The organism is Burkholderia sp. MSMB1072 (assembly GCF_001524725.1).
In the GTDB taxonomy this organism is placed as follows: Bacteria; Pseudomonadota; Gammaproteobacteria; order Burkholderiales; family Burkholderiaceae; genus Burkholderia.
In genome coordinates this window covers 16,352-42,149 of the sequence record NZ_LOYC01000038.1, presented here as the reverse complement: position 1 = coordinate 42,149, position 25,798 = coordinate 16,352, and the positions used below count along the sequence as shown (strand labels likewise).

Genomic DNA, 25,798 nt, shown 5'->3' with positions numbered 1-25,798 from the left:
TGTTTCGCAGCGCGTCAACAACTTTCTGCACGACATCGTTGCGACTGCGGGGCCATCTTCCTGCGCCGTCGGGCTCGTTACTCCGAACCCCAACAGCACCGCTTCCCTTCCTCCCGCGCTGCGTTTCCGTTAGCGCGAAAGAGGCGTGATTCTATGCATCCGCCCCCGTCCGTGCAAGCCTTTTGTGAAGAAAGTTTGAAAAAGCCCCCGTGCGCTATCGCGCACGGGGGCTTTGGGTTCGACGAGCCGTAAATCGCAACGCGTGCCAAGCTCCAAAAATATGACGAGCACGTCTTCCCCCTGTATTACAGGTGGACGCGGAACGCGCAAGGAACCTGACGCGGTCGAGTATCATGCCGCGACCGAACCACGCATTCATATCGATGATGGACAGCACGACTCAACCCGGCGACACCGACCTTCGCGACGAATATGCCGCCCTGCGCGAACGCGCGATCCGGCTGGAAGAACAGGTCCCGCCGCTTCTGCAACGCATCTCGGATATGCTGCCGCGCATCAGCGGCGAATCCGAACTGGCGGACGCGCATCGCGAGCGGCTCGTCGGCGCGCGCAATGCGGCGCTGGTCTCGATCGAAAATTATCAGCAGGCGATTCCATTCCTGCAGACGGCCGACTCGATCATCGAGCAGTTGGACAAGGCGCCCGAGCGCGATGAAGACATCGAGTGGCGGGAATCGCTGCTGCAACGCCTGGACGAGCTGATCGACGTCGCGGTCGTGATGATCGACGATGCGGACAGATACTTCGAGCATGCACAGGCCTGTGACCTGTCCAGCGTGCCGAAATCCATCCTCGAGGATTGAACAGGCTTCCTCGAATCGCGCGGTGCACCGGCCTCGCGTCGTATCCGACGACAACCGCTAGCTGACAATCTTCGTCCCCGCGCCGGCCGCCTCCTCCCCACCCGAAGCGGCCACCCTGCAACCGCCACCACGCGCAGAGCCGGACATCGCTCCTACGGCGAATCCAGCACGATCGTCTCGCTCATCATCGGCACACGGATGTATCCGCCCGCCGCATCGCCATACGCATGCGCGTTCCCGTCGATCACGTACTGCGCCGTCAACGCGCACAGGGTCGCGTCTCGCGCATCGACGGAGCGCAGCATCGATACGTCGATTCCCAACCGCTCCAGCAATTGCCGGCGCTGATTGCGCTTCTGCTTCGCCGACGCCACGGCCTTGCCCAGCATCGCGCAGGTAATCGCATATGGATAGGTCTCGAAGCTCGCACGTCCGCCCGCATAACGCGCGTCGGTCAGCAACGGATAAGCGTCCGCGAGCGCGCGGTAGACGCGCTCTCCCATGAACATCCAGTCGAAGAAGCCCGACGTGCTCGCGATGGCCTGCTCGCGCGACGGCGTCGGGAAGCACGAGATCCGTTCACGCGCGAGCGCCTGTTCGGCCGCGCGGCGGCCGCTTCCCGCCCACCACAGGCTCGGTGCGTCGACGCCAATGGCCACGACGTCATGGGCGAGACATAGTGAAGGCAGCGATTCGGGCGCGATCCGCGCTTCCCGGCAGACGACCGTCGAGCCACGCAGGATCACGAGATCGCACAGCTTCCTGTCGCCGCCGACATCGACACCCGCCACGGCGGCCGGTTCTTGCGCGGCGGATCGGGCCGATCGCATGTGCGTGCCTCAGTCAGCCGGCCGTGCGGCGTACGCGGTGTCGAAGATCGCCTCGAGACCTGGATGGACACCGCGCATCGGGTCGACGACCGACTTCGCCCAGTCGAAATACGCCTGCTTGCGTTCGAGCGGCCAGTCCGCAGGCGGATGCCGGGCGATGTCGCGCAGGTTGCAGATCTTGTCGGCCAGCTTCACGAGCTTCGCGCGCCGGCTGATGGTGGCCGCGTGCTCGACTTGCAGACGCTTGCGCTCGTCCTTCGGCAACGACTTGTCGTCGGTAACTTCCATCACGATGTCCGCCACGTCCTTGCCGAACAGCCGCAGCAACTCCTGCTCGGTCGTCTCCGTATCCTCGACCGTATCGTGCAACACGGCCGCGACGATCACGCGTTCGTCCTCGACGCCGGCCTCGTTGGCCAGCACGTCGGCGAGCGCGATCGGATGATTGATGTACGGCGACGCCTCTTCGTCCTTGCGCCGTTGATTGCGATGCTTGTCCGCCGCGAACGCAATCGCGGCTACCAGCTTCTTCATATTCACCCCTCGTGTGGCCAGACCCGCGACCGCCGAACCGGCCGCGTGCGTTTCGGAACCGCTCATACTACCTGTACGCGATGACCCTTCCCGTGCGCCGGCACCCCGGCGTACTCCGCCGCGTCACGCGCCGCATCACGCGCCGGCCGGCGCGCGCTGCAACTCGACCACGTTGACCCGCGCGCCGAAGACGTCCTTCACGAGCGGCAGCAGGTGGTCGTGGTGCGTCAAAAACAGCACCTGGGTGCGCGTCGACAGATCGCGCAGCGCATCGAGCCCCGCCTTCGCGCGCGCGTCGTCGAAATTGATGAACAGGTCGTCGGCGACGAACGGCAGCGCCGTGCGGCTGCCGAGCTGCAACTCCAGCGCCGCGATCCGCAGCGCGAGGAACAACTGATCGCGCGTCCCTTCGCTCAGCCCGGCGACCTCGACCGACGTTCCCCTGGTACGCCGTGCATACAGCGCGGGCGGCGTCCGTTCGGTATCGACGGTCAGCTTCGCGAATTCGCCCAGCGTGAGTCCGGCGAAAATCTCGCCCGCGCGCCGCAGCATCGGCCCCTGCTTCTGGTCGCGGTAGCGATCCGTCGCCCACTTCAGCAAGCGGCTCGCCGTGGCCGCTTCCAGATACTGTTCGGCCGCATCGCCCATCGCCGCAAGCGCCTCTTGCCGTTTCGACTCGGCGACGGCCGCGTTCGCCTGGCCGTCGATTGCGCCGAATGCCTGATCGGCCACGACCTGCTGCTGCGCCAGCTCGTTCAACCGCTTGCCGATATCGCCCAGCGATTGCTTCACCGCTTCGAGATGCGCCGGCACGTCGGCAATGTCCTGTTCCGCCACCTCGGCCTCGACGGCGGACCGGGAAAGCCCGTCTCCGTCTCGCACCAGCGCCTCGTGCGCGGCATCGACCGCCTGTCGAAGCTGGCGCTGACGATCCGAGCGCTCGGCCAGCGGCAGCGCCGCGTCGATCGATGCGACGCCGGCCAGTTGCAACAGCGGCTGGATGCGCGCATCGGCGCCGGCCACCGCGGCAGCCGCGTCCGCAACCTTGCCGTCGGCCTGCCGCACGGCCTCGTCGGCACGCTCGATCGCGCGCGCGATTTCCCGGGCGGCCGCGAGGCGCATCGTCAGCCGGCGCGCCACGTCCGGCCAGTCGCCGCTCGCCAGCCACTCCGGCGCGAGCGCTTCGGCGAGCCGCCTCGCGCCGGCCTCGAGCGCGGCCAGCTCCGCGCGGATCGCGGCGATCCGGTTGCGCGGCGCGTCGGCATCGGCCAGTTCGGCCGTCACCGTATTCGCGAGCCCGAGCGCACCTTCCGCCGCGGCCAGCGTCGTCGCGCTCGCGGACAGTTTCGCGTCGGCCAGCGCGTCGCGCCATTGCGCTTGCCACGCGTCGTAAGCCGCTTGCGCATGGCCGACCCGCGACTGTGCGATCGCGCATCCGCGTTCGGCTTCCCGCGCGCGATCGTCGAGGCTGTCCTTCTGTGCAGCCGCCTTCTCGGCCGACTGCACGAACGTCTCTGCAACGGCAACGAGCGCGGCCAGCCCGTCCGATTCGCCGCCCCGCGATACCGTCAGCAGCGCCGCACGCAGTGCGGCTTCGGCGCCGGCGCGGGCAGCGCACATCGCGTCGAATTCGCGACGCTGACGATCGAGATCGACCTGGGCGGCGAATACCGTGTCGCGCTTCACGAGCCAGTCCCCCATCGCCGCCAGCGGCATGCCGGGCACCGCGGCCGCCGTCGCGAGCGCGGCCCAGGCGTCGCGATGTGCGGCGAGCTCGCGCTCACGTTCGTCCAGCGCGGCCTGCCGGCGCGTCACGCCCGCACGCGCGGATTCGACCTGCTGACGCAAGGATTGCAGCGTCGCGGCGGCCTGGGTCGCGCCGAGTTGCGCATCGACGAGCTCGTCGGCGAGGCGAATCGCGTCGTCGAGCGCCGGTGCGCCCGTGGCGAGATCGACGGCGCCGTTGCGGATATCGCCCCACGCGCCATCGCGACGCGCACGCGCCGCCAGCACGTCGGCGGTCGTGACGACCTTGTGGTTCTCCGCGAAATGCTTTTCTTGCAGTTCGAGGCGTTCGAGCTCTTCGAGCGCACCGTCGCGCGCCTCGCGCGCGGCGGCGGCCGCACTGGCACGCTCGCTGTCTTCCTTGAGCAACGCGCCGAGCCGCGCCGCCGACGGCACGTCGAGCGCACGCAGCGCATCGACCGGCATGCGCCACTGGCCGAGCGCGTCGAGCGCGCCGGACAGCGTGCGTTCGGCGGCCGCGATTTCGTGCGCCAGCGCCTGCTCGCGCGGGCCGCTGTTGCGAAAGCCCTGCGCATCGGCCAACGCCGCGCGCAATGCTTCCGGCACGTCGACGGTCGACAGGCGCGCCTGTTGTTCCCGGACCTGCGTCAGTTCGCGCGTGCGTTCGTCGAGCGATTCGCGCGCACCGGCAAGCGCCTGGTGCAGCGCGCCATGTTCGCGCAGCAGGTTCGCGACGGTCTTCAGCGACAGCGCCGTCGGCAACGCGGCGCGCAGCGACGCTTCGTCCGTCGGCCAGCCGAGCTGCGCGGCCGCCGACAACGCGGCGGACAGATGCCGCTCGACGTCCGCGCCGAGCAGCAGCAGATCCTGCGTGTGATTCATGCATGCGCCGCGCAGCCGATCGAGCGCCTCGATATCGGCTTCGAGCGCCAGCGTGTCGGCATCCGCGACGATCGCCTCGCGCGCCTGCCGCTTCGCGAGCAGGTCGGCGCGTCGCTCCTCGAGCACCTTCTGCTCGGCCGCGAGATCGCCCTGCGCTTTCAGCAGATCCGCATACGCGGTCGGCGGCAACTCGACGACCGCGCCCAGTTCGGCCAGCGCGGCGTCCTTGACCGTCAGCTCCTTCAGGTACGGCGCGAGCCGTCGCACGCGTTCGAGCTTCGAGCGCAGCGCTTCGAGCCGGCGTTGCTCCGCACGCGCCTGCTCGATCTGCTGCTCGACCGCTTCGCGCGCATCCTTGCGATCGACCCAGTCGCGCGTGCGCACCTGGACCGTCTTCAGCTCGGTCACGGCTTCGTTGAACGCCGTTTCGGCCAGCGTAAATGCGCTGCCGCTACGACGCGGCGCCCACAATTCGAGCGCACGCGCGTCGAGTTCCTCGCGCACCCGCCCGAGGCTGCCGACGCCGGCAGCCGATTCGAACAGCACCTGGCCGAGCTTGTCCGATGCGTCGAGAATGCTGCGACCGCCATCGACCAGCCGCCCGTGATCGAGCCCGAACATCTGCTCGAAAAATTCGCGCGTCGCGCCGTCGAGGATCGCCGTCAGATAGTCGTCGGGCAGCTTGTCGTCGGCCGGCGTGCGCAACGAACTGCGCCCGCGCGCACGGTGGAACGCGAGCTCGCCCGTGCCGCTCTCCAGCACGCCGCCGATCCGCAACTCGGGCGTGCTGTGCAGGAAATCGAGCGGCGTCTGCAGCTTCATGCCGAACAGCAACTCGGACACGGCCGTGCGGATCGTCGACTTGCCGGCCTCGTTCGGCCCGACGATCACATGGAAATCCTCGCGGGCCGACGGGAAACGCAGCGTCTCGTCGGTGAACTTGCCGTACTTGATCAGATCGAGCTGGCCGATGCGCATCGCTTACTCCCCCCTCGCCAGCCGTGCCAGCAACGCGGGCCCGACCTGCTCGACCAGCGCCGTCAGCTCGCCCGCACGCGCCATCGTCAGCAACGGCACGTCCTCCTTCACGTCGCTGCGGACCTTGCCGACGAACGGCTTCAGGTCGCGTTCGAGCAGCGCGAGGAAATCCGGATCGCGCGCGGCGTCGGCCAGAATCTGCTTCAGATCCTCCAGCGCCTCGAGCGGTTCGCTTTCGCCCGGCTGCCGATCGGCGGCGGACGTCGCGAGCCGGACCTTCTCGAGCCACAGCCGCTCGTTGCCGATGATGCCGATCTGGTTCAGCACCTCCGCACGCAACTGCGGCGCGCGGCCGAAAAAGAGACCGTGCGCGGGCGTGCGCCCGGTGACGGTGACGCGCACCGCGCGCGGCACGTGGCCGTCGACGGTCAACAGCGCCTCCAGCGACTGACCGATCTTTCTCGACAGATCCGCAACCGACTCGCAATCGGACGCATCGACCGATACGGCTTCCCAGCGCAGCACGTCGAGATACAGGCGCTCGACCTGTGTCTTGCCTTGCTCGACCGTCACGAGTACCGCGCCGCGCCGGCCCGTCTCGCGGATATGGCGCCCCTGCAGGTTGCCGGGAAACACGACGGTGGACGCGCCCGTCCATTGCTGGAATTCGTGCACGTGGCCGAGGGCCCAGTAGTCGTAGCCTTTCGCGTGCAGTTCGGCCAGCGTGCACGGTGCGTAGTTCGCATGCGCCGCATACCCTTCGAGCGCCGTGTGCAGCACACCGATGTTGTAATAGCCGGGCACCGGATCCGGATAGCCGATCGCGAGATTGTCGACGACGGCCTTGTCCTTGAAGCTCTGCCCGTGCAGCGCGACGTCGAATTCCGGCAGCCTGAAGGTTTCCGGCTTGCGGTGGCCGAACACGGTGACGTTGTCGGGCAGCGTCAGCTTCTTGGTCATCTCGCTTTCGGCATCGTGATTGCCGCCGAGCACGAACGCGCGGATGCCGGCCTTGCGCAGGCGGCCCATCTGCTGGCCGAAGAAGATGCCCGTGTTGTGATCCTTCCAGTCGCCGTCGTACAGGTCGCCTGCGATCACGAGGAACGCGACTTCCTCTTCGATCGCACGATCCACGAGTTGCCGCAGCGCCTCGCGCGACGCGTTGCGCAACTGCGCGGCCGGCGCGTCGGGATAGGCGCTCAGGCCGTGCAACGGGCTGTCAAGGTGAATGTCTGCCGCGTGGATGAACTTCACGAAGGTTCCTCTGTTTCATGACGAAGGGGCGACGTCGCTCGCGCGGGCCCGTGCCGTCAAGCGTCGTCCCGGGAGCCGCCGGGCTTGCCACCGCACTTGCGACATGCGTCGGACCGGGTCGCGCTGCCCGCTGCAAGCGGGTCGGGATGGTACCTGAAAGCGGATGACGACATGCGTTCTCCGTCGGTGCGGATGGCGGGAAAGCATGCGATACCGATGCGAACCGACATTGTGCCGCAGCAGGAGCGGGCGACAGCGATACCGCGCCGCTGAAGAACGGGCAGCGCAGGAAAAGAGGCCGCGCGATCGTCCGGTCGCGCGGTTGCGCTCCGGACCATGTTTCGAGCGAAACGAAACGGGAACGGCGCCGAACGGGCAGCAGGAAAGCGCACAGGATTGCCCCGCGTGCGCGCGATGCGCTCAGTCGCCGCGCGGGACCGGCGGCGGCGCATAGCCGCTATCGTTGCCGGGAAACGGATTCGCGTTGTGGCGCAACACGTCCTCGTCGCTCTCCTTCTGCGCGAACAGCGCGACGCCGATCACGCCGACGTTCGCGGCATCGCCGTACTTCGAGTTCGCGACATAGCAGTCCGGCACGGCCGCGAAACGGAACGCGGCGACTTCGTCGCGGCTCTTGCGGAAGCCCTCGATCGTCAGCGTGCGGCCCGGATACAACACGTAGCCGCCGTTCGCATAGCTGCCCGGCCGCCCCGACCGCACGTCGAGCCCGTCGACCGTCGACACGACTTCGAACGCGCGCCGCCCCTGGTTGCGCAACACGATCATGTAGCGCGAACCCTCGACGCCCGCCATGTGCCAGCGGCCTTCGCGGCGCGCGAGACGCAGCGGCGCGCCCTTCTCGTCGGTAAACGACAGCGCGATGCCGCCGTTCGCAAGTACGACGCGGGTCGGCAGCCGGCGCACCTGCGGCGCGGGAAGATGGCTGGGCAGCACGTCGTTGTAATAAACCGACGCGAGATCCGTCGGCGACGTCGGATCAGCACGTTCGAATTCGACCTGCCGGGTTTCGGATCGCACCGACTCGCCCCACGCGGTGCCGAGCCCGCGGCGCTCGCTGGCGTCCGGTGCGGGGGCGGGCGCGGCGGTACCGGGAGGCGGCGGGGGCGGCGCCGCACAGGCGGCCAGCCAGAGCGCGCAGGCGAGCGCGAGAAGACGGAACACAAGGGTCATGACGTGATGCCTCGGAATGTTGTCGGATCGCGCCGGGCAGGCCGGATCGGCACTTTTGTATCGTCTGTCGTCACGGGTATCGATCGGACATGCCCGCCCATGCCGGCCGGCGGTGCCATCGCAGCGGTCGGCGGTCGGGAGCCCCGTTATTTAAGCATGATGCGCGGGCATTGGGCAGGGTCGCCCCTCGATCCCGGAATGATCGAGCGCGGCACCTCGGTGATGTTCGTTGGAGCTATTTTTTCACCGATGCAAGCGTTGCTGCCAGGCGACCCTGCGCACGGCACCGTCGAAGGCACTTCAACCGCTCGCGATCCGAGAACGCGGTCGGCAGACACCGTTTCGATGCCGGCTCGACCCGCCCGACATGCAAGACGGCAACGCATCGCTTTCGGGCAATGCGGGAACCGGGACGACGGCGGCCCCGCCTTCCCGGGCATCGACTATTCGATGGGGCCGGTCGTCGCGCCCCGACGACGCCGACTTCAGATCATCGTCTCGCGCTCGGTCGCACGGGCGAACCGCGGCTCATGCGGTGACCAGCCTTTCATGCGGTTGCTCGAGAAAACCGTCTTCGTAGAAATAATCGAAAAACGTGCGCAACCAGTCGTTGGCTGGACGCAGACTCGATGCGAGCACGTCACCCGCGAGCCGCTTCAACTGGGTGACGTCGATCGGAAGAATGCGCCCGACCGTCGGATCCGCAACGGGATTCAATTTTTTGAGTACCGGAATCAGCATCGAAAGCGGATGCGCCGGATCCTGCCGGACATGTTCCGCCAATGCCGCGAGCCACGCGTCGTAGCTCATCCGTTCGATCGCGAAGCCTTCGTCTTCGATGAAATCGACGAGCGCATCCAGCGAGTTCCAGCGCGGGTTGATCACATGCACGCCATGCCCCGCGGCAGTCGGGTCGAGCGACGCGCGTACGATGATCCGGCTGACGACGTCGACGGGCAGGATGTTGTCGAAACCGACGTCGCGCGGCGCCTTCCCGAACAGGATGATGCCCTTGATCAATCGACAGAACAGATCGTCCAGGTTCATCCGCCCGCTCGCGGCATGCCCGACGATCCGCGCCGGACGATAGACGGTGACGGGAACGCCGCGCGCGTGCGCCTGCGCGAGCAACTGCTCGGCGACCCATTTGCTTTGTTCATAGCCGCTCGTCAGGTGTTCGTGGAACGGCACCGCGAGCGTTTCCGGCAACGCATCCGAATAACGGTCGAGCGTACCGACCGTGGACACGTAGTGAATCGGCGTCACTCGATGCTGGCTCGCCAGTCTGACGATGTCCTGAGTCGCGAGCACGTTGACCTGCTTCAGCGTCGCGTACGGATAAACGAAGTTGACCAGCGCGCCGTTGTGGTAGATCGCATCGATTTCACGCGCGAGCGCGTCGAATGCAGCCGCCGACAAGCCCAGGTTCGGTTCGCCAAGATCGCCCGGCACGGCCACGATCCGATCGCGGTGCTGCGCGTCCCACAAGCCATGCGACTGCATCGCGGCCTCGATACGTCGTACGCCGGCGGCCGGATCGTCGGCGCGGACCACGCACATCACGCGTGCGTCGGTCGTCGCGAGCAGCGTATGAAGCAGGTGCACGCCGAGGAAACCCGTCGCGCCCGTGAGCAATACCGTGCGATACGGTCGCAACACATACGGTTGCCGTGTCTCGATTGCCGGGTCGAGCCGCGCTTCACCCGACAAATCGACGGCCGGCGTATCGCGATGCACATCGCCATTCGCGATACTGGCGGCCAGGCCGGCGATCGTCGGCGCGGCCAGCAGCGTTTCCATGTCGATCGGGTGCTGAAGCCGCTCGCCGATCTGATACAGCATCACGGTCGCTTGCAGCGAATCGCCGCCGAGATCGAAGTAATTATCGTGAATGCCGATGCGTGGCTGCTTGAGCAACACGCACCAGATGTCGTGGATCGCCGTTTCGACGATGTCGCGAGGCGCCGCATGACGATCATGCTGGCGAACCTCGACGTCACCGGAAAGCAGCCGGACGCGATCAATCCTTCCTTTCGCGGAACGCGGCAGCGCAGCGAGCGCGACAATTGCGCCGGCGGACAGTGCCGGCATGCCGCGCTGCCCGGCCAGTCGGCGCACGATGTCCGCGGCGTCGGCCGTCGCGTCCTGATGGAACAGCGCATGGTCCCATTGTCCGTTTTCCGCGATCCGCTCCACGAGCGCGACCTCATCGACACCCGCCTGCCGTGCAACGTCGGCCTCGAAATCGAGCCAGTCCGCCGTCGTCTCTTCGGAACACGCGCGTCGGTCGGGCAGCCACATATGACAGCCATGCTCCGTGTGCCACGCGTCCAGCGTCGTACGCAACCACGTACCGTTGCGCGTGACGGTCAGGCTGTCCCGGTCCGGCTCGCCGTTGCGCAACATCAGATCGGGCACCGAATGCCCCGACACGACGAGCGTACCGAGTGCATCCCCACCCGCCGGGTTCAGATGGGTGTCGGCGACGAACACGGATCCGTTTGCCGATACCACGCCCGATTCGACGCGATCGAATTCATCGGCCGACGAAACCGCATGCGGGAGCGACCATGCAGGCCAGCACAATCGCCGAAAGCGCTTCGCGCCGGGTGCGAGCTCGGCGAGTCTCTCTGCGTCCTCACGCGTCAACGAGCGTGCATCGGCCATGACCCAGTCGGTGCGAAGCGCGCCGGCCGACAGCATCGAGGAGGCGCGGACGATATGACGCGTCGCTTCCGGACTCAGGACGATACCGTTCCAGTGCGCATTCGGAGCCGCCGCTCGCCGCAGAAACGCAGGATCGCCGGCGCTCGCGATCTGGTGCAGCGACAGTCCGGCACTCAGTGCGCCCAGTACCGTCCACAACGCCGTATGCGACAGCGGCCCGTCGCCCAGCGCAACATCCCGCGATGCGCCGGCCGGTACCGTCGCTCCGAACGCGCGCGCGGCTTCGACGAGCTGGGCGTGGGTATAGCGCATGACGCGCCAATCACCGTCGACATCGCGCCGCAGCAACGAACAGGCACCCTGCACCGGGTCCGAACGATCGTCGAGCGCACCGCCGATTTGCCCGTACATCGGATCCCGCTCGTCGAATACGTAACACATGACGCCGGTCAACGGCGTATGCTGCGCAGTCGTCACGCAGCTTCGCAGCGGCTCCGGCGACCAACCGCCATCGACGATCGCATCGAACGCGGACGACGGCAGATTCGGGTCGGTCATCACGCAATCGATGCCATACGTCAGGCCGGACAGCAGCAACACCAGCCCCGAGACGGGGTCATCGCATGCAATCAGTACACGCTCGCCCGGCCGATAGCCGAAACGCCGCCATTGGCGAACAGCACGCTGCACGCGATCGGCAATCGTTCCATAGGTGACGCCGTGCGCGCTGTCCGGCGACTCGCGCCCGTCCAGTCGGGAAAAGGCAATTCGATCCGGCGTGCGAGCGGCATGCGCGGCGATATGCGCCGACAACGTCGCGTCGCCAATCGACGCGGATGCAGACGCGTCGAGCGTCGCACCGGTACCCGCCGACGATCGCGCATCGAGCACCAAATCGCACACTTTTCGCGGGGTCGCGTCGACCAGGACTTCCAGGAGTCTGCGGTATTGCAACGCCATGCGCTCGATAAACGCCGTGTCGAATCGGGCCGTGTCGTAGGTCAACTGAATCGTCAGCGTATCCGTGGGCAATACGATCAGCGTCAACGCATAACTCGTTTCCTCGACGGCGCGCGGGTCGTCGATCCGCCACCCGCAACTCGCCGCGAGCCGGTCGAACGCATCCCGGCCCGGATAGTTCTCGAATACGTAAAGCGTCTCGAAGAGCGATTGCTGGCGCGGCACTTCGCTGCATTTCAATACGTCCGCGAGTGCGCTGTGCGCATGCTGTTCCAACCGTTGCGTATCGGCTTGCAAGCGTCGCAACCAGTCGGCCGTATCGAGCTCGCCGTCGAGCGTCGCACGCCACGGCAGCGTGTTGATGAACAGACCGGCCATGCGTTCGATACCGTCCACCTCTGCGGCACGCCCCGATATGACGATGCCGCCGACGACGTCGTTGCAACCGGCGTAGCGCGCAAGCAGCATCGCCCACGCGCCCTGACAAAGCGTGTTGAGCGTCACCCGGGCGACGCGGCATGCGCGGCCAGCCGCCTCCATCCATCCGGCCGGCATCGTGTCGGCCCGAACCGACAGCGTGCGACGCGGCTCGGCGCCGCCTGCGGCACCGTTTGCCGGCGAAGGGAATACCGACGGCGCGAATCCTGCCGGCCTGCGATAGCCGCGCAACAGATCGCGCCAATAGTCGAGCGAACTGTCGCCATTGCGTGTGCGCAGCCACGCAACGTAGTCGCGATAGTCCCGCGCGATGGCAGGAAACGGCGCATCCGGACGGGAATAGCGCTGGAAAACCTCGCCGAGCAGCAACGGCATCGACCAGCCGTCGAGGATCGCGTGGTGATAGGTCCAGAGGAACCGATGCCGTTCGTGACAGAGCTGAATCAGCGTGACGCGCATCAGCGGCGCGACGCTGAAATCGAAGCCACGTGCGCGGTCGCTCGCCAGCAGGTGTTCGAATCGATCGGCTTGCTCGTCGGCCGCTCGATCACGCCAGTCGATCATCTCGAACGGCAATCCGACCGTATGCCGGACGACCTGCAACGGATTCTCTTCATGCAGGCGAATGAACAGCGTCTTGAGTGTGTCGTGGCGATGCACGACCGCTTCCCACGCGCCGCGGAATCGCTCGAGGTCCAGCGGGCCGTGCAACACGCAGGAAAATTGCTCGACGTAGATGCCGGAGGCCGGGTCGAGTCGCGAATGGTGAAGCATGCCTCGCTGCAGAGGCGTAAGCGGGTAAATGGTGTCGACGTTTCGGGTCATCCTGGATTCCTGGTGCGGTCATGCTCGACGAACGCGCGCTATCGCGCGCCGCCGCGTTCAGCGCTCGAGTGCGTCGATTTCTTCCAGCAGCGCGTCAAGCGCGTCCTGGTCGACATCGAGTTGAGGAACGTCGTCGGGTGTCAGACCGCCCACCCCGTCGGCGCTGCAATGGCGAATCAGCATCGTCAGCGCCTCTTCGACGCGGCACATGAGGCAGCCGATGCTTTCGTCGACGCCCGGCACGCCGAAGAAGCTGGACTCCATGGTCAGCCTGCCGCGCGACACATACGCGACGACGTCCAACAGGTGCGTGCGCCGCTGGCGCGGGCTGCGGATGCCCGGCGCCGGCTCCGGCGGCCCGCCGTACAACGGCGACGACGGCCCCGACAATTGCTCCAGTTGACCGAGGTAGGTAAACAGGATCGGCGCACGTGGAAACGACGTCAGCGCATCGGCGCCGGCCTGCGGTTTCGTGTCGAGATAGCGCAGAACGCCATAGCTCGCACCCTTTCGCGGCACCTCGCGCAGCCGCGCCTTGACCGACTTGACGAGCGCCGACGGTTCCGCGGCGTTGACCGGCGTGTCGATCAACACCGGATAGATCGACGTGAACCAGCCGACCGTGCGGCTCAGGTCGATCGCATCGCCGAGCGCGTCCCTGCCGTGCCCCTCGACATCCACCAGCAACGCATCGCTGCCGCTCCATGCATGGAAACCCGCGTGCAACGCGGCGATCAGCAGATCGTTCGCGTCGGTGCCATAGGCACGCGGCGCCGTGGTTCGAAACGCGTGCGTCAGATCCGCATCGAGCGTGATCGCGCAACTGAGCGACGATTCCTGATAAGCATGCTGAACGATCGAGGTCAACCCGTGACGCATCAGCGCCACCCGCTTCGGCCCACCCAGCACGTCGCGCACCTGTGCGTTCACCTTGCGCCAGTAGAGGCGATCGTCGTCGAGCGCGTCGCCCTGCGCCAGCGCAAGCCACTGGTCGACCCAGGCCTTCACGGAGCTCGTCTTCAGCGGCAACGCCGCGGCCGTGCGGGCGCGCAACCGCAGATAGCAATCGGCCAGGTCCTGCAGCAGGATGCTCCATGACACGCCGTCGATCGCCATGTGATGAACGACGATCAACAGCCGGCTGCTCGACACGCTGGTGCTCTCGAGCCACCTGACCGCCATGAGCCGGCCCCCTTCGAGGTCGAGGCTGCTCTGTGCTGCGTCGATCGCGCCGCGCCACATGCGTTCGCAACGCCGGCCAGCCGGGTCGATACACCGAACGATCGCAAAATCGACGGCATCGGAGCCGCCGTCGCCGGCAAACACGTGCCGCATTTCGTCGCCGTGCGCGACGAACCGGGAGCGCAGCACGTCGTGATGGCGCATGACGACGCGAATCGCCTCGGCCATGATGTTCGCGTCGGGCGTCTCGTCGAGCGGAATGAGCAGCGCCTGGTTGAAGTGCGAACGATCGACGTCGACGCGCTCGACGAACCATTGCGCCGCCGGGCCGAGCACCGTCTCGCCATGCACCGGTCCCTGATCGACATCGAGACCCGGCGTTTCGCGCACCACCGTCGACAGGCTCGCCACGGTCGTATGCAGGAAGATGTCCTGCGGCTTCAAATACATGCCGTCCAGCGCGGCCCGCGATACGATGACCGCGGCGAGAATCGAATCGCCGCCCAATTCGAAGAAATCCTGATCGACGCCGACCGACGGCTGGCCGAGGACGTCGGCCCAGATCGCGGCGAGTTTGCGTTCGATGTCGGTCGACGCGCTACGGTCGGCCCGCTCGCTCGCGCAAGGCAACGGGAGCCCGCCTGCGTCGAGTGCGCCGTCCGCGTCGAGCGGCAGCCGGTCGAGCACCATGATCGCGTCGGGGTGCATCGAGTCCGGTAACGCGCGCTTCAATGCCGAACGAACCGCGTTTTCGAGTGCATGCGCGTCCACGTGGCCGTCATCCGCGACGAGATAGGCGACGAGCATTTCCTGCGTGTCCCGAACGACGCACGCACAGGCGACGGCGGCCACACCGGGGATCGCGGAGATGGCCTGCTCGACCGTGCCGATCTCGATCGGCACGGGCCGGTGACGCGCGACCCGTGCAGAAGGATCGGCGCACAGCAAGTCGGCGCCACGTCGGACGACCGACACGCCGGTGGATATCAGCGTCCTGTCCGTGGGCGCGGTTTCGAGCGGCGCTCCCGCACCCAACGCGTGGATCGACGCGCCGTCGAAGAAATGCAGTGTTCCGGCCTGACGATCGTCGGCGAAACTGCCGGACGATCCCAGCGCGAACGCAACGCGTCCCGGATACGACGGCGCCAGCAATTGCCAGCCGTCCGGCCCGGCCGCGAACGCACACAGTGCCGAACCGGTGTCCGCGCGCCGCACGGGGACGAAGTACGCCGCTGCGGGTATCCGGTTGGCCGCGGCGAACGACTTCAACGTATGCGGATGCTCGCCGTACGCGACCAGCGTGCGTGCCCGCCCCAGGCCGGCGACATCGGCACGTTGCAACAGAAGCGACGGCAGGAGTAGCGACGGGCCACCCGCGACCAACCGGTCGAGTTCCGCGTACGCGATGTCCGCGATCGCCGGGTCGCCGGAAGCGAGCGCGCCAATGGCGGCCCGCTCGGACAGTCGAGCCGTGCCGCCGACAAGCACGACCTGGGCGAGCGCCGCTGCCGACAGCCAGTCATGCGCTCCGTGCGGAACGAGCGCCGTTGCGTTGGCGTCGAGACGGAACAATTGACCGACATAGTCGAGAAGCGGCTCGACCGCCGACGCATTGCCTGCGGCAACGCCGTCGGCGCGCGCGGCGACGTCGCGCGCATGCGCCACTTCGATCGCATCGATCTCCCAGCCGGACCACTCGTCGCTACGGCCGCGGCACACTGCGTCGGCCGTGTCGGCCGACACCGTATAGCATGCGTCGACGGCGCGGATCGCGAGCAACGCGACCGCGCGCTCGGCGACACTTTGCAGTCGGAGTTCGACACGTTTTCCGACACCGATTCCGAGAGCATCCAGTTGCGCGCGGACGGCGCGAACCGCATCGCGGACCTCGCCGTTGGTGATCGCGCGATGGTCGAATTGCCAGACGACGCGCGAGGCATCCCGCTGCACATCGGATTCGGCATGGGCCGCGCGGCGCACGAATGCGTCGGCCGCGGCAATGCGGTTTCGCGCATCGTCGATCGGTGCGGTCGCGAGTGTGTAATGGTGCAGAGAACGGCTTGTGTCAGCCACCACCTGCTCCACGAGATGCGCATACTGGCTCGCGAATCGCTCGATCGTTCCGTCGTCGAACAGATCCGTATTGAACGTCCAGGCGGTCAGATATTCGTCACCGAGATCCTGTACGTTGAGCGTCAGGTCGTGTGTCGCACCGCGCGTACCGGTGCTCGATGCGGCGAGACGCTCGCGATAGAACGGCACACCGCTCCCGCGTTCGGCGGCGAAATCGCCGCGGGCCTGATTCCAGTTGTACATCACCTGGTAGATCGGCGACCGGCTCGGATCGCGTGCCGGACGCAGTGCATCGACCAGCAACGGAAATGGATAATCCTGGTGATCGAGCACGCGCAGCATCATCTCGCGCGTGCGCCGCAGCAGATCGTCGAACGAATCGTCCGGTCGGACTTCGCACGCGAGCACGACGGTGTTCACGAAATGACCGACCACGCTCTCGCTGCCCGGCGCATTGCGCCCGGAAGTCGGTGCGCCGATCATCAACCGCCCCTGCCCGGTATGAAGGTGAAGATGCAACTGGTAGACCGCGAGCAGCAGCATGTACGGGGTCACCCGCAGCAGCCTGGCCGTGTCGCGCACCTGGTGCGACAGTGTCGCGCCGAGCGACCGGTCGTATACGCGGCCATGCTCGGTTTTGCGCGGCGGACGCAACCGGTCGGTCGCCAGGCTCAACACCGGAAATCCGTGTGCCAGCTCGCGTCGCCAAAACGCCGCGAGATGCTCGCCGTCCGCGCCGTCGAGCCGTGCGCGCTCGTGTTCGACGCAATCCTTGTACTGCACCGGTAGAGGCGGCAACTTCAGCGGCTCACCCGCGCAGGCAAGCCGGTAGAGCGTGCGAAGCTCGTTGAGCAGGATCTCGAGCGACCAGAAGTCGGCGGCAATATGGTGGACGTTCAACAGCAGCGCCGTGCGAATCGCGTCCGCGCCGTCCCGATCGTTCAGCAGCAGCTTGAGCCGGATCGGCGATTGCGTCAGGTCGAACGGGCGATTCGACTCTTCGTCGATCCACCGGCGGATGGCGGCTTCGTCAGCCCCAAACACGCGATCGACCGAGAACTGCGCGCGCGCTTGCGACCCTACCTGCTGACGCGGCTCGCCATCGATCACGCGGTACGCGGTGCGCAGGATCGGGTGGCGTGCGATCAGATAGTCGACGCAGCGACGCAGCACGGATATGTCGACATCGTCGTCGATGCGCGTCGCGTACGTCACGTTGTATGCCGCACTGTCGGGATTGAGCTGATGCAGCGACCAGAGCGATTTTTGCGCGAACGAGAGCGGGTAGGTGCCCGCCGTTCCCGCGAATTGCTCGAGCAGCGCGACGAGCGTCGCCTTGTGGGTCTTCAGCTCGTCGACGAGCGCAGGTGTCACCGCGCCCTTCGGCGCCTTGTATTGCAACTTGCCGTCCTGGGTCCAGAGCTCGATTCCGCGCCCCGCCAGTTCGTTGATGAATTCGATCGAGCTCACAGCTCCCCTCCTTCCATTTCCACGCCGAACGTCGCTTCTCCCGACACCACGTCGATCCGGTCCGCGACGCGCGACGGTGGTGCTCCGTCGAGCGCCCGCGACTCGCTACGGTCGAGCGTGGCCACGATCGTGCGCACGACGTCGTCGACGGTCGCGCCCTCGAGCAATCGCCCGAACGGAACATCGACGCCCAGCTCGCTGCGCAATGCATTGCGGAATTCCGCGGCCATCAGCGAATCGAGCCCGAGCTCGATCAGCGGGATATCCGGCGCGATCCGCTCGCTCGACGTATGCAGGGTCGCGGCGATTGCGTCGGTCAGGTGTCCGCGCAGCAATTGCATGCGCTCGTCGTCCGGCAACCCCGCGATGCGCTCGCGCAAGCCGTGGCCGGTACCGGTCGTGCGATTCGCCGTCGGCGCGGGCGGCACGAGTTCCGACAACAACGTCGCCATCGCGCGGCTCGGGCTGCGCTTGATCAGCGTATCGACTTCCACGTTCCAGATCTGCGTCTGCCCGTCCGGTTCGGCTACCAGCGTGTCGAACAGGCGCAATGCGGCGTCCGGCTCGATCGGCTCGAGACCGAACGATGCGATGCGGCGCAGTTGCCGCGCGTCGAGCTGGTCGACCATCCCGTTGCCGCCCCACAGGCCCCAGTTCATCGTGTGCCCGGGCAGGCCGTCCTGATTGCGCAAGGCCGTCAGCGCGTCCACGTAGGCGTTCGCGGCGGCGTATGCGCATTGCCCCGGGGAGCCGATGCAGGCCACGATCGACGAAAACGATACAAAGTGCCGCAGCGGCAGATGCGCGGTCGCACGATGCAGATTCGACGTCCCCGCGACTTTCGGCGCGAGCACCTTCAATACGTCGGTCATCGGCTGGGTCGCGAGCAGGCCGTCGTCGAGCGTGCCCGCCGCATGCAGGACACCCACGAGCGGATGCGCGGAATCCGCTTCGAGCGCATGGACGAGCGCGTCGGTGTCGGTGGCCGACGCGACGTCGGCCGCCACGAATTCGACGATCGTGCCGTGCGCACCGGCGATCGAGGTCAGGCGAGCGCGTTCGCTGTCGGTCGGCACCTGGCGGCTGGCGGACACGATCTTCGGCACACCATTCCGGATCAGTTGCTCGATCACCCGCGTACCGATTGCGCCGCGTCCGCCCGTCACCAGATAGGCGCCGCGCGCAAGCGGTTGCGCCCCGCCGGCGTCGCGTGCAACGAGCCGCGGGACATATACGGTGTCGCCGCATGACACGAACTGTGTCTCGCCGGTCGCCGCGGCGCCCGCCAGTGCGGTCAGCGCGCTCGCGCAAGACGTCGCATCCGGCGCCGGCAGATCGACCACACACACCGGAATGTCGCCGCTCTCGTGCATCAGGCTGCGGGCGACGCCCCAAGCCGCCGCCTGAAACGGCGACACGCGCACGTCGATGCCGGGCACGTGCTGCGCCGCCCGGGTCACGATGCAGACGGTCGGCGCGCCCTGCGGCCAGCGGGTCGACTGCACTTCGCGCCAGAAGTTCGCGAAGCGCCGGTAAGCCGTGCCGACTGCAGCGAGTTCGTCTTCGGATCCTGCATCGCCTATCGACGGCCACACGTAGAGCAGTACGGCAGGTCGTGCATTCGGGCCGGCGAGGGCGTCGTCGTCGAGCGCAGCACGAATGCGCCGGGCGCCTGCATCGTCGTCGAACATGTCGTCCATCGTCAGCGCCGCGATTGCACACGCGTTGCCAGCGTCTTCACATGCGTGCCCCAACATCGCATCCAGCGCGGAACCGTTGCCGATCAGCACGAAGTTCGCGCGTGCGTCAGCCGCTTCACGTGTAGCCGCGAACGGCCGCCAGACGAGCGTGTTCAGCGCGACTGGCTCCGAGGTCCGCCGAAATCGGCGCGGATCGACGGCCATCAGCCGCAGTCCGGAGACGACGGCGACGCAGGTGCCCGCGTCGTCGTATAACGAGAGATCCGCGGTTGCAAGGCTGCGCTTCACCCGGGCCCGCACCGCGCACCACACCGCCCGCACGTCGGGCATCGGGACGCAGGCGATCCGCTCGATGCCGATCGGCACGAAGGCAGTGTTCAACTCCGCATCCCATAGCGCGCCCGCGACGGTCTGAAACGCATTGTCGAGCAGCGCCGGATGAACGATGCGGACGAGGTCGTTCGTGCCGTCCGGCTCCATTTCGATTCGGGCCAGCGCCACGTCGCCGCCCCGCGACAGCGCGCGAATCGAGCGAAATGCGCCGCCGTATTCGAGCCCGGTCGCTTGCAAGCGCTCGTAGAAACCGTCGACAGGCAACGCGTCGCCGCATTGCATGCGCCATTCGTCAAGTGCCGGCGCGTCGGGAACGCCGTGCGTCGTCCCGATCCGCGCGGCGCACTGCAACGTCCATTCGGGTTTGCAAGCTGCCGTGTCGTGACAGGCGTGAATGTCGATCCGCACGCCTTCTTCGCCGGGATGCAAGGTATCGCCTGCGTGCACGACCGTGCCGAACGTCACCGCGCTGCCGGGCTCCAGCGTGAGCGCGTTATCGAACGACACGTCACGCGCGAACAGCCACGGACCGCTCCCGGATTCCGACTCCGCGCCATCACGCCGCGACGCGGCGTCGAGCAGCGCCTCGACGAACCCTGCCGCCGGGAAAACGAGTTGCCCGTGCACGCGGTGTCCGCCTAGAAACGGCAGATACCGATCGGATACCTCGCTCTCGTAGCGACGGCGGTCCGACGCCGGAATCGCGAGACGCCAGCCCAGCACGCCGCGACCGGCGGTCCGACGCGTGACGGCTGCGCTCGTCAGCACGTTCGCCCGCTGCGCCGGCTCCCGCGCATTCACCCAGTAGCGGTGCGCTTCGAGCGGATACGGCGGCAGCACGCCGCGGCGCGCAGCTTGCCGCATCGGCGCACCGGTTCGGGACCGCTCGTATGCATGCCAGTCGACACGACGGCCGCACATATAGATATGTGCCAATGCACGCAACAACTGCTCGGTCTCGCGCCCGTCATTGTTCATCGACGGCAACGCAATCACGTTGCCATGATCTGCCCGCTCCGCCATGCAGGCGGTGACGAGGCCTGCAAGCGTCTTGCCGGGCCCGATCTCGACGACCGTCGTCACCTTGTCGTCGAGCAGGGTGTCGACACCCGCACGGAAGGCCACCGTGGCCCGGACATGCTCGACCCAATACGCGGGATCGCACAGGCGTTCGACCTCGAATCGGCCCGTCACATTCGAGACGATCGGAATCGCAGGCGCGCGATACCGCACGGTCGCGGCCACGGCGCCGAATTCGGCAAGCATCGGCTCCATCAGCGGCGAATGGAATGCGCGCGATGCCGCCAGCGCCTTCGTCGCGATGCCGCGCGACGCGAACAGCCGCTCGATCGACTCGATTGCGTCGGGGTCACCCGACACCAGCACGCTCTCCGGTGCGTTGTCCGCGGCGATGGCGACCCGTCCGGGGTAGTCGCGCACGGCATCGGCCACGTGACGTACGCTCGCGAACACCGCGAGCGCACGGCCCGGCGCGGTGAGCGTATCCATCAACCGCCCGCGCGCCGTCACGAGACGGCAGCCGTCTTCGATCGAGAACACGCCGGCGATGCACGCAGCCGCGTACTCGCCGATGCTGTGGCCCATCACGACATCGGGCACGACGCCCCAGTGCATCCACAAGCGCGCGAGCGCGACCTCGAGCGCGAACATCGCAGGTTGCGTGTAACGCGTTTCGCTTATCCGGTCCTGATGGTCGCCCCACAGCACGTCCACGAGCGACAGTTCGCCTTGCGCCTCGATATGGCTGTCGCATGCGTCGAATACGTCGCGAAACGGCGCGAAATCCCGATAGAGCTGCCGAGCCATGCCAGCGCGCTGCGCGCCCTGTCCGGTAAACAGGAACGCAAGCCGGTCGCGAATGCCGCCGGGCTGCCCGCTCCGGACCGTCATGGCCCGCGCGGCGTCCGACAGCGCATCGAGCAGCGTGTCGCGGGAATCCGCGACGATCGCCACGCGATGCCGATGGCTGTCGCGTGCGAGACGCAGCGCGCTGGCGACCGCGGCGGGTGCCACCGACGCGTCTGCCCGCACGTGCGCCGCGCAGTCTTCGATCGCCTGCTTCAACATCGGCGCCGTGTGGGCGGACAACGGCCAGATGTCGTGACGCGCGTGACCGGCCAGCGCGACGTCCGCGTCGGGTTCCGCCGCGCACGCCTCCTGCCATGCCTCGACGATCAAGTGTGCGTTCGTGCCGCTCATGCCGAACGAGCTGATCGCCGCCACTCGCCGGCCCGGTCGGGACGACGGCCACGCCGCATGCTCGGTCGCGACGCGAATGCCGTTCGCATGCCAGTCGACGTGCGTGGTCGGCGTATCGAAATGCAGGTGCCGCGGCAGTTCGCCCTTCTGCAGCGCGCAGACGACCTTCATCAGCCCGGCGACCGCGGCGGCCGATTCGAGGTGCCCGATATTCGTCTTGATGCTGCCGACGTACAGGTCGCCGGTGCGGTTCGTGTCGCGACAGTACACGTCCTCGAGGGCACGCAGCTCGATCGGATCGCCGAGCGGCGTACCGGTGCCGTGCGCCTCGACGTAGTCGACGTCGGCCGGCGACACGCCGGCGTGCTCGAGCGCCTCGCGGATCACGTCGCGCTGCGCGCGGCCATTCGGCGCCGTCATGCCATTGCTGCGCCCGTCGTGATTGACGGCGGAGCCGCGGATCACCGCCCGGATCGGCCTGCCCTGTGCCCGCGCATCGGACAGCCGCATCAGCGCGACGACGCCGCAGCCTTCGCCGCGCACGTAACCGTCGGCGGCGGCGTCGAACGTCCGGCAGCGGCCGCTCGGCGACAGCGCCTGAAGCTCGCTCAGCGCGATCGTCATCTCCGGCGACAACATCAGGTTGACGCCGCCCGCGAATGCGACATCCGACTCGCGGGTGCGCAGGCTATGGCAAGCCAAATGGACCGCGACGAGCGACGACGAGCACGCGGTGTCGAGATGCAACGCCGGGCCATGGAATCCGAACAGGTAGGAAATGCGTCCGGCCGCGAAGGGCCGCGCGGTCCCGAGCGACGTCTGTGCATAGCTGAGCGTGTCGCCCGCTACGCCTTCGCTAACGCGCGCGTAGTCGTCGACCGATGAACCGACGAACACGCCGGTTCGGTACGACGCGATCGCTTCTCGCGAAAAGCCGGCGTCTTCGAGTGCACGCCAGGTGCATTCGAGCAGCAGCCGCTGCTGCGGATCGATATGCGGCGCCTCGCGCTCCGACACGCCGAAGAATCCCGCATCGAACCGATCGACGTCGTCGATGAAGCCGCCATGCCTGCTGTAGCTCGTGTCGCGACGGCCCGGCCGAGGATCGTAGATCGCATCGGTCCATCGATCAGCCGGCACGGAGCCGACGGCGTCGGTCCCGTCCGCGAGCATCGACCAGAGCGTGTCGGCGGAATCCGCCCCGCCGGGCAGACGGCAGCCCATGCCGACGATCGCGATCGGTTCGTTCATCGCGCTGCGCGCTTCGGCCAGTTCGCGTTGCAGCGCGTCTATCTTCAGCAACGCTTGCTTCACGGGAGTAAGGGGCGCGGCGGGCGCGCGATTGGACTCGATCATGTGTACCACTCCAGACGTTCGCGGAACGAGACTGCCGGGGATCGGCTCAGCGCTGCAGCGCTTTCAGCAGCAGCGCTTCGGCCTGCGCGTCGGAGAGCGCCGCAAGCTGCTCCCGGGTATGCGGCGCCTCGGCGCCGCCGACGATCGGCGCGGAACGCGCGTGCGCGGCGGCCGATGCGGGTGCGCCGCTCGATCGCAATGCATCGGCCGCGCCCTGCATCCGCGCCAGATGAGCCGCAAGCTGCTCGACATTCGAACAGTCCCACAGCACGGCGGCATCGAACGTCAGCCCGATCGTGTGCTGCACCTTCAACGAAAACTGGAGCGCGCTCATCGAGTCGAAACCCATCTCGACCCACGCGGCCGTGCGCGACACCTGCGTCTCGGCGATCTTGAGCCGCTCGGCGACGATCTGTACGATCCGGTCCGCGATCTCGCGCTCGATCAGCATCGGTTCGGAATGGGTCGCGGTCTCGGCGACGGCCGGCGCCACCGCACCGTCCCGCGCAGCGCCCGCACCCGTCGCATAGGCGCCGTCGGTCCAGCTGGCGACGGCGCGCAGTTCGCCTTGCAGATACGCACGACGACACAGCGCGCGCGCGATCTTGCCGCTGGAAGTCTTTTCGATGGTCGCCGGCTCGACCAGCACGATCGCGTGCGGCGTGACCCCGAAGTCCTCGCCGATCGCCACCACCATCGCGCGCAGCGTGGCGTCGAGGTCCAGCGTCCGGCGCGCGGTGCGGCCGACTTCCTGGATGATCACGAGCTTCTCTTCACCGTCCGCTTGCACCGATACGGCGGCGCCGCATCCGCGGCGCAACGCCGGCACGGCGTGCTGCACGCATGCCTCGATATCCTGCGGATACAGGTTGCGCCCGCGAACGATCAGCATGTCCTTCACGCGGCCGGTCACGTACAGGCGGCCGTCGACGATCGCGCCCAGATCGCCGGTGCGCAAGAACGGACGTGCGCCGGGTTCGCCTTCGAAATGCGCGTCGAACGTCGACCGTGTCGCTTCCGGGTTACCGTAGTAGCCCACGCCGATCGCACCGCCGCGCACCCAGATCTCGCCGACACCATTCGGGTCGGCAACCGGGCGACCGTCGGGGCCGGCGATCCGGATCTCGGTGCCGGGCGCCGTGCCGCCGCACGACACGAGACTCTTCGCGTTCGCAGCGCCGGGCTGAACCGGTTCGACGAGGCCGGCGGCGAGCTTCACGTTATCGACGTCCAGGTAATGGGCGCCGTCGCCGTAAGGGACACCCGACACGATCAGGGTCGCCTCGGCCATCCCGTAGCACGGATAGAACGCCCCCCGAGCGAAGCCGTGCGGGCTTGCGGCGTCGATAAAATCGGTGACGGTCTGACGATGAATCGGTTCCGCGCCGCAGAACGCGACACGCCAACTGGACAGATCGAGCCGGCCCTCGTCGTCGCTTCCGTCGAGCGCGGCAGCGGCAAGCGCATAGGCGAAATTCGGCCCGCCGGACGTCGTCGCACGATGTGCGGAAATCGCGCGCAGCCATCGGCCCGGCTGCTGGACGAACGCAACGGGCGACATCAACACCACCGACAGCCCGATCGACGCCAGTTGCAACGGCATCGACAGTCCCATGTCGTGATACAGCGGCAACCACGACAGCATGCGGGTGTCGCGATCGTGTCGCATCAGCAGCGCGATCGACCGTTGGTTGTCGATGATGTTGCCGTGCGTGATCATCACGCCCTTCGGCGTGCCCGTCGATCCGGACGTGTATTGAAGGAACGCAAGATCATCCGGCGCCGGCATGCGCGGCAACGCCGACGTATCGTTCGCGCCGGCATCGACGAGCGCTTCATACGTGACGAGCTTGCAGCCGGCGAACAGCTGCTGCGTCGCGCGCAGGGTCTCGATGGTATCGATCGAGGTCGCCGGCGCCACGATCAGCGCGGCGCCGCAATTGTCGGCAATCGCTTGCAGCTTCGCCCATTGCGCGACCTTGCGTACCTGCTGCGGATGATAGGCCGGCACGGCGACGCGCCCCGATGCCAGACATCCATAGAACGTGCAGACGAACTCGGCGCTCGTCGGCAACAGCAGCAGCACGCGGGCGCCCGGCTCGGTCAGTTGCGCGAGTCCGCGCGCCACACGCGTCATGCCGGCATGCAGATCGCCGAACGTGCTTTCGCTTTCGATCGCTTCGCCGTCGCGCAGGATGGTCAGCGCGATACGGTCGGGGTCCCGCTCGGTGTGATGGGCGAGCGTCTCGACGATGGAAGTCGGTTCGGCTTCCATCTGAAACACGTTCGGATTCGAATGCGTCGTCATGGTCTATCCAGAATGAGGTCGGTGCGA

General features: G+C 67.2%; 10 protein-coding genes. 1 reads left to right on the top strand and 9 read right to left on the bottom strand.

All coding sequences use genetic code 11. The features are described 5' to 3' along the window. Positions 1 to 386 precede the first annotated feature (386 nt). A complete protein-coding gene (locus WS89_RS20960; RefSeq protein WP_257128195.1) occupies positions 387 to 824 on the top strand; it encodes an ATPase in 438 nt (145 codons plus the stop codon). A 152-nt stretch (positions 825 to 976) separates the two neighbouring features. Here WS89_RS20960 and WS89_RS20955 read toward each other — a convergent pair whose 3' ends face one another. The 9 genes from WS89_RS20955 to WS89_RS20915 form a co-directional block, all read right to left on the bottom strand. Further along, the gene (locus WS89_RS20955; RefSeq protein ID WP_059503468.1) at positions 977 to 1,654 is read right to left on the bottom strand and encodes a DUF429 domain-containing protein; all 678 of its coding nucleotides are present in this window, start codon (positions 1,652 to 1,654) and stop codon (positions 977 to 979) included. Positions 1,655 to 1,663: 9 nt separating this feature from the next. Further along, positions 1,664 to 2,188: an HD domain-containing protein gene (locus tag WS89_RS20950; protein ID WP_027786250.1), complete on the bottom strand. Its 525-nt coding sequence runs from the start codon at positions 2,186 to 2,188 to the stop codon at positions 1,664 to 1,666. Between the two features lie 135 nt (positions 2,189 to 2,323). Further along, positions 2,324 to 5,794, bottom strand: a complete 3,471-nt coding sequence (locus WS89_RS20945) for an ATP-binding protein (protein WP_059793183.1) — start codon at positions 5,792 to 5,794, stop codon at positions 2,324 to 2,326. 3 nt (positions 5,795 to 5,797) lie between these two features. Continuing rightward, the gene (locus tag WS89_RS20940; RefSeq protein ID WP_059793180.1) at positions 5,798 to 7,048 is read right to left on the bottom strand and encodes a metallophosphoesterase family protein; all 1,251 of its coding nucleotides are present in this window, start codon (positions 7,046 to 7,048) and stop codon (positions 5,798 to 5,800) included. Positions 7,049 to 7,468: 420 nt separating this feature from the next. Beyond that, positions 7,469 to 8,239, bottom strand: a complete 771-nt coding sequence (locus WS89_RS20935; protein ID WP_059793178.1) for a hypothetical protein — start codon at positions 8,237 to 8,239, stop codon at positions 7,469 to 7,471. A 528-nt stretch (positions 8,240 to 8,767) separates the two neighbouring features. Continuing rightward, positions 8,768 to 13,129 (bottom strand): thioester reductase domain-containing protein, encoded by a 4,362-nt coding sequence (locus tag WS89_RS20930; RefSeq protein ID WP_082741927.1) that lies wholly within the window; start codon positions 13,127 to 13,129, stop codon positions 8,768 to 8,770. 57 nt (positions 13,130 to 13,186) lie between these two features. After that, positions 13,187 to 17,854, bottom strand: a complete 4,668-nt coding sequence (locus WS89_RS20925) for a condensation domain-containing protein (RefSeq protein ID WP_059793174.1) — start codon at positions 17,852 to 17,854, stop codon at positions 13,187 to 13,189. Next, positions 17,851 to 23,463: a type I polyketide synthase gene (locus WS89_RS20920; protein ID WP_082741926.1), complete on the bottom strand. Its 5,613-nt coding sequence runs from the start codon at positions 23,461 to 23,463 to the stop codon at positions 17,851 to 17,853. The genes WS89_RS20925 and WS89_RS20920 overlap by 4 nt, the downstream gene beginning before the upstream one ends. A gap of 46 nt (positions 23,464 to 23,509) precedes the next feature. After that, positions 23,510 to 25,771, bottom strand: coding sequence for an AMP-binding protein (locus tag WS89_RS20915; protein ID WP_059793170.1), 2,262 nt, complete (start codon positions 25,769 to 25,771; stop codon positions 23,510 to 23,512). Positions 25,772 to 25,798: the final 27 nt, after the last annotated feature.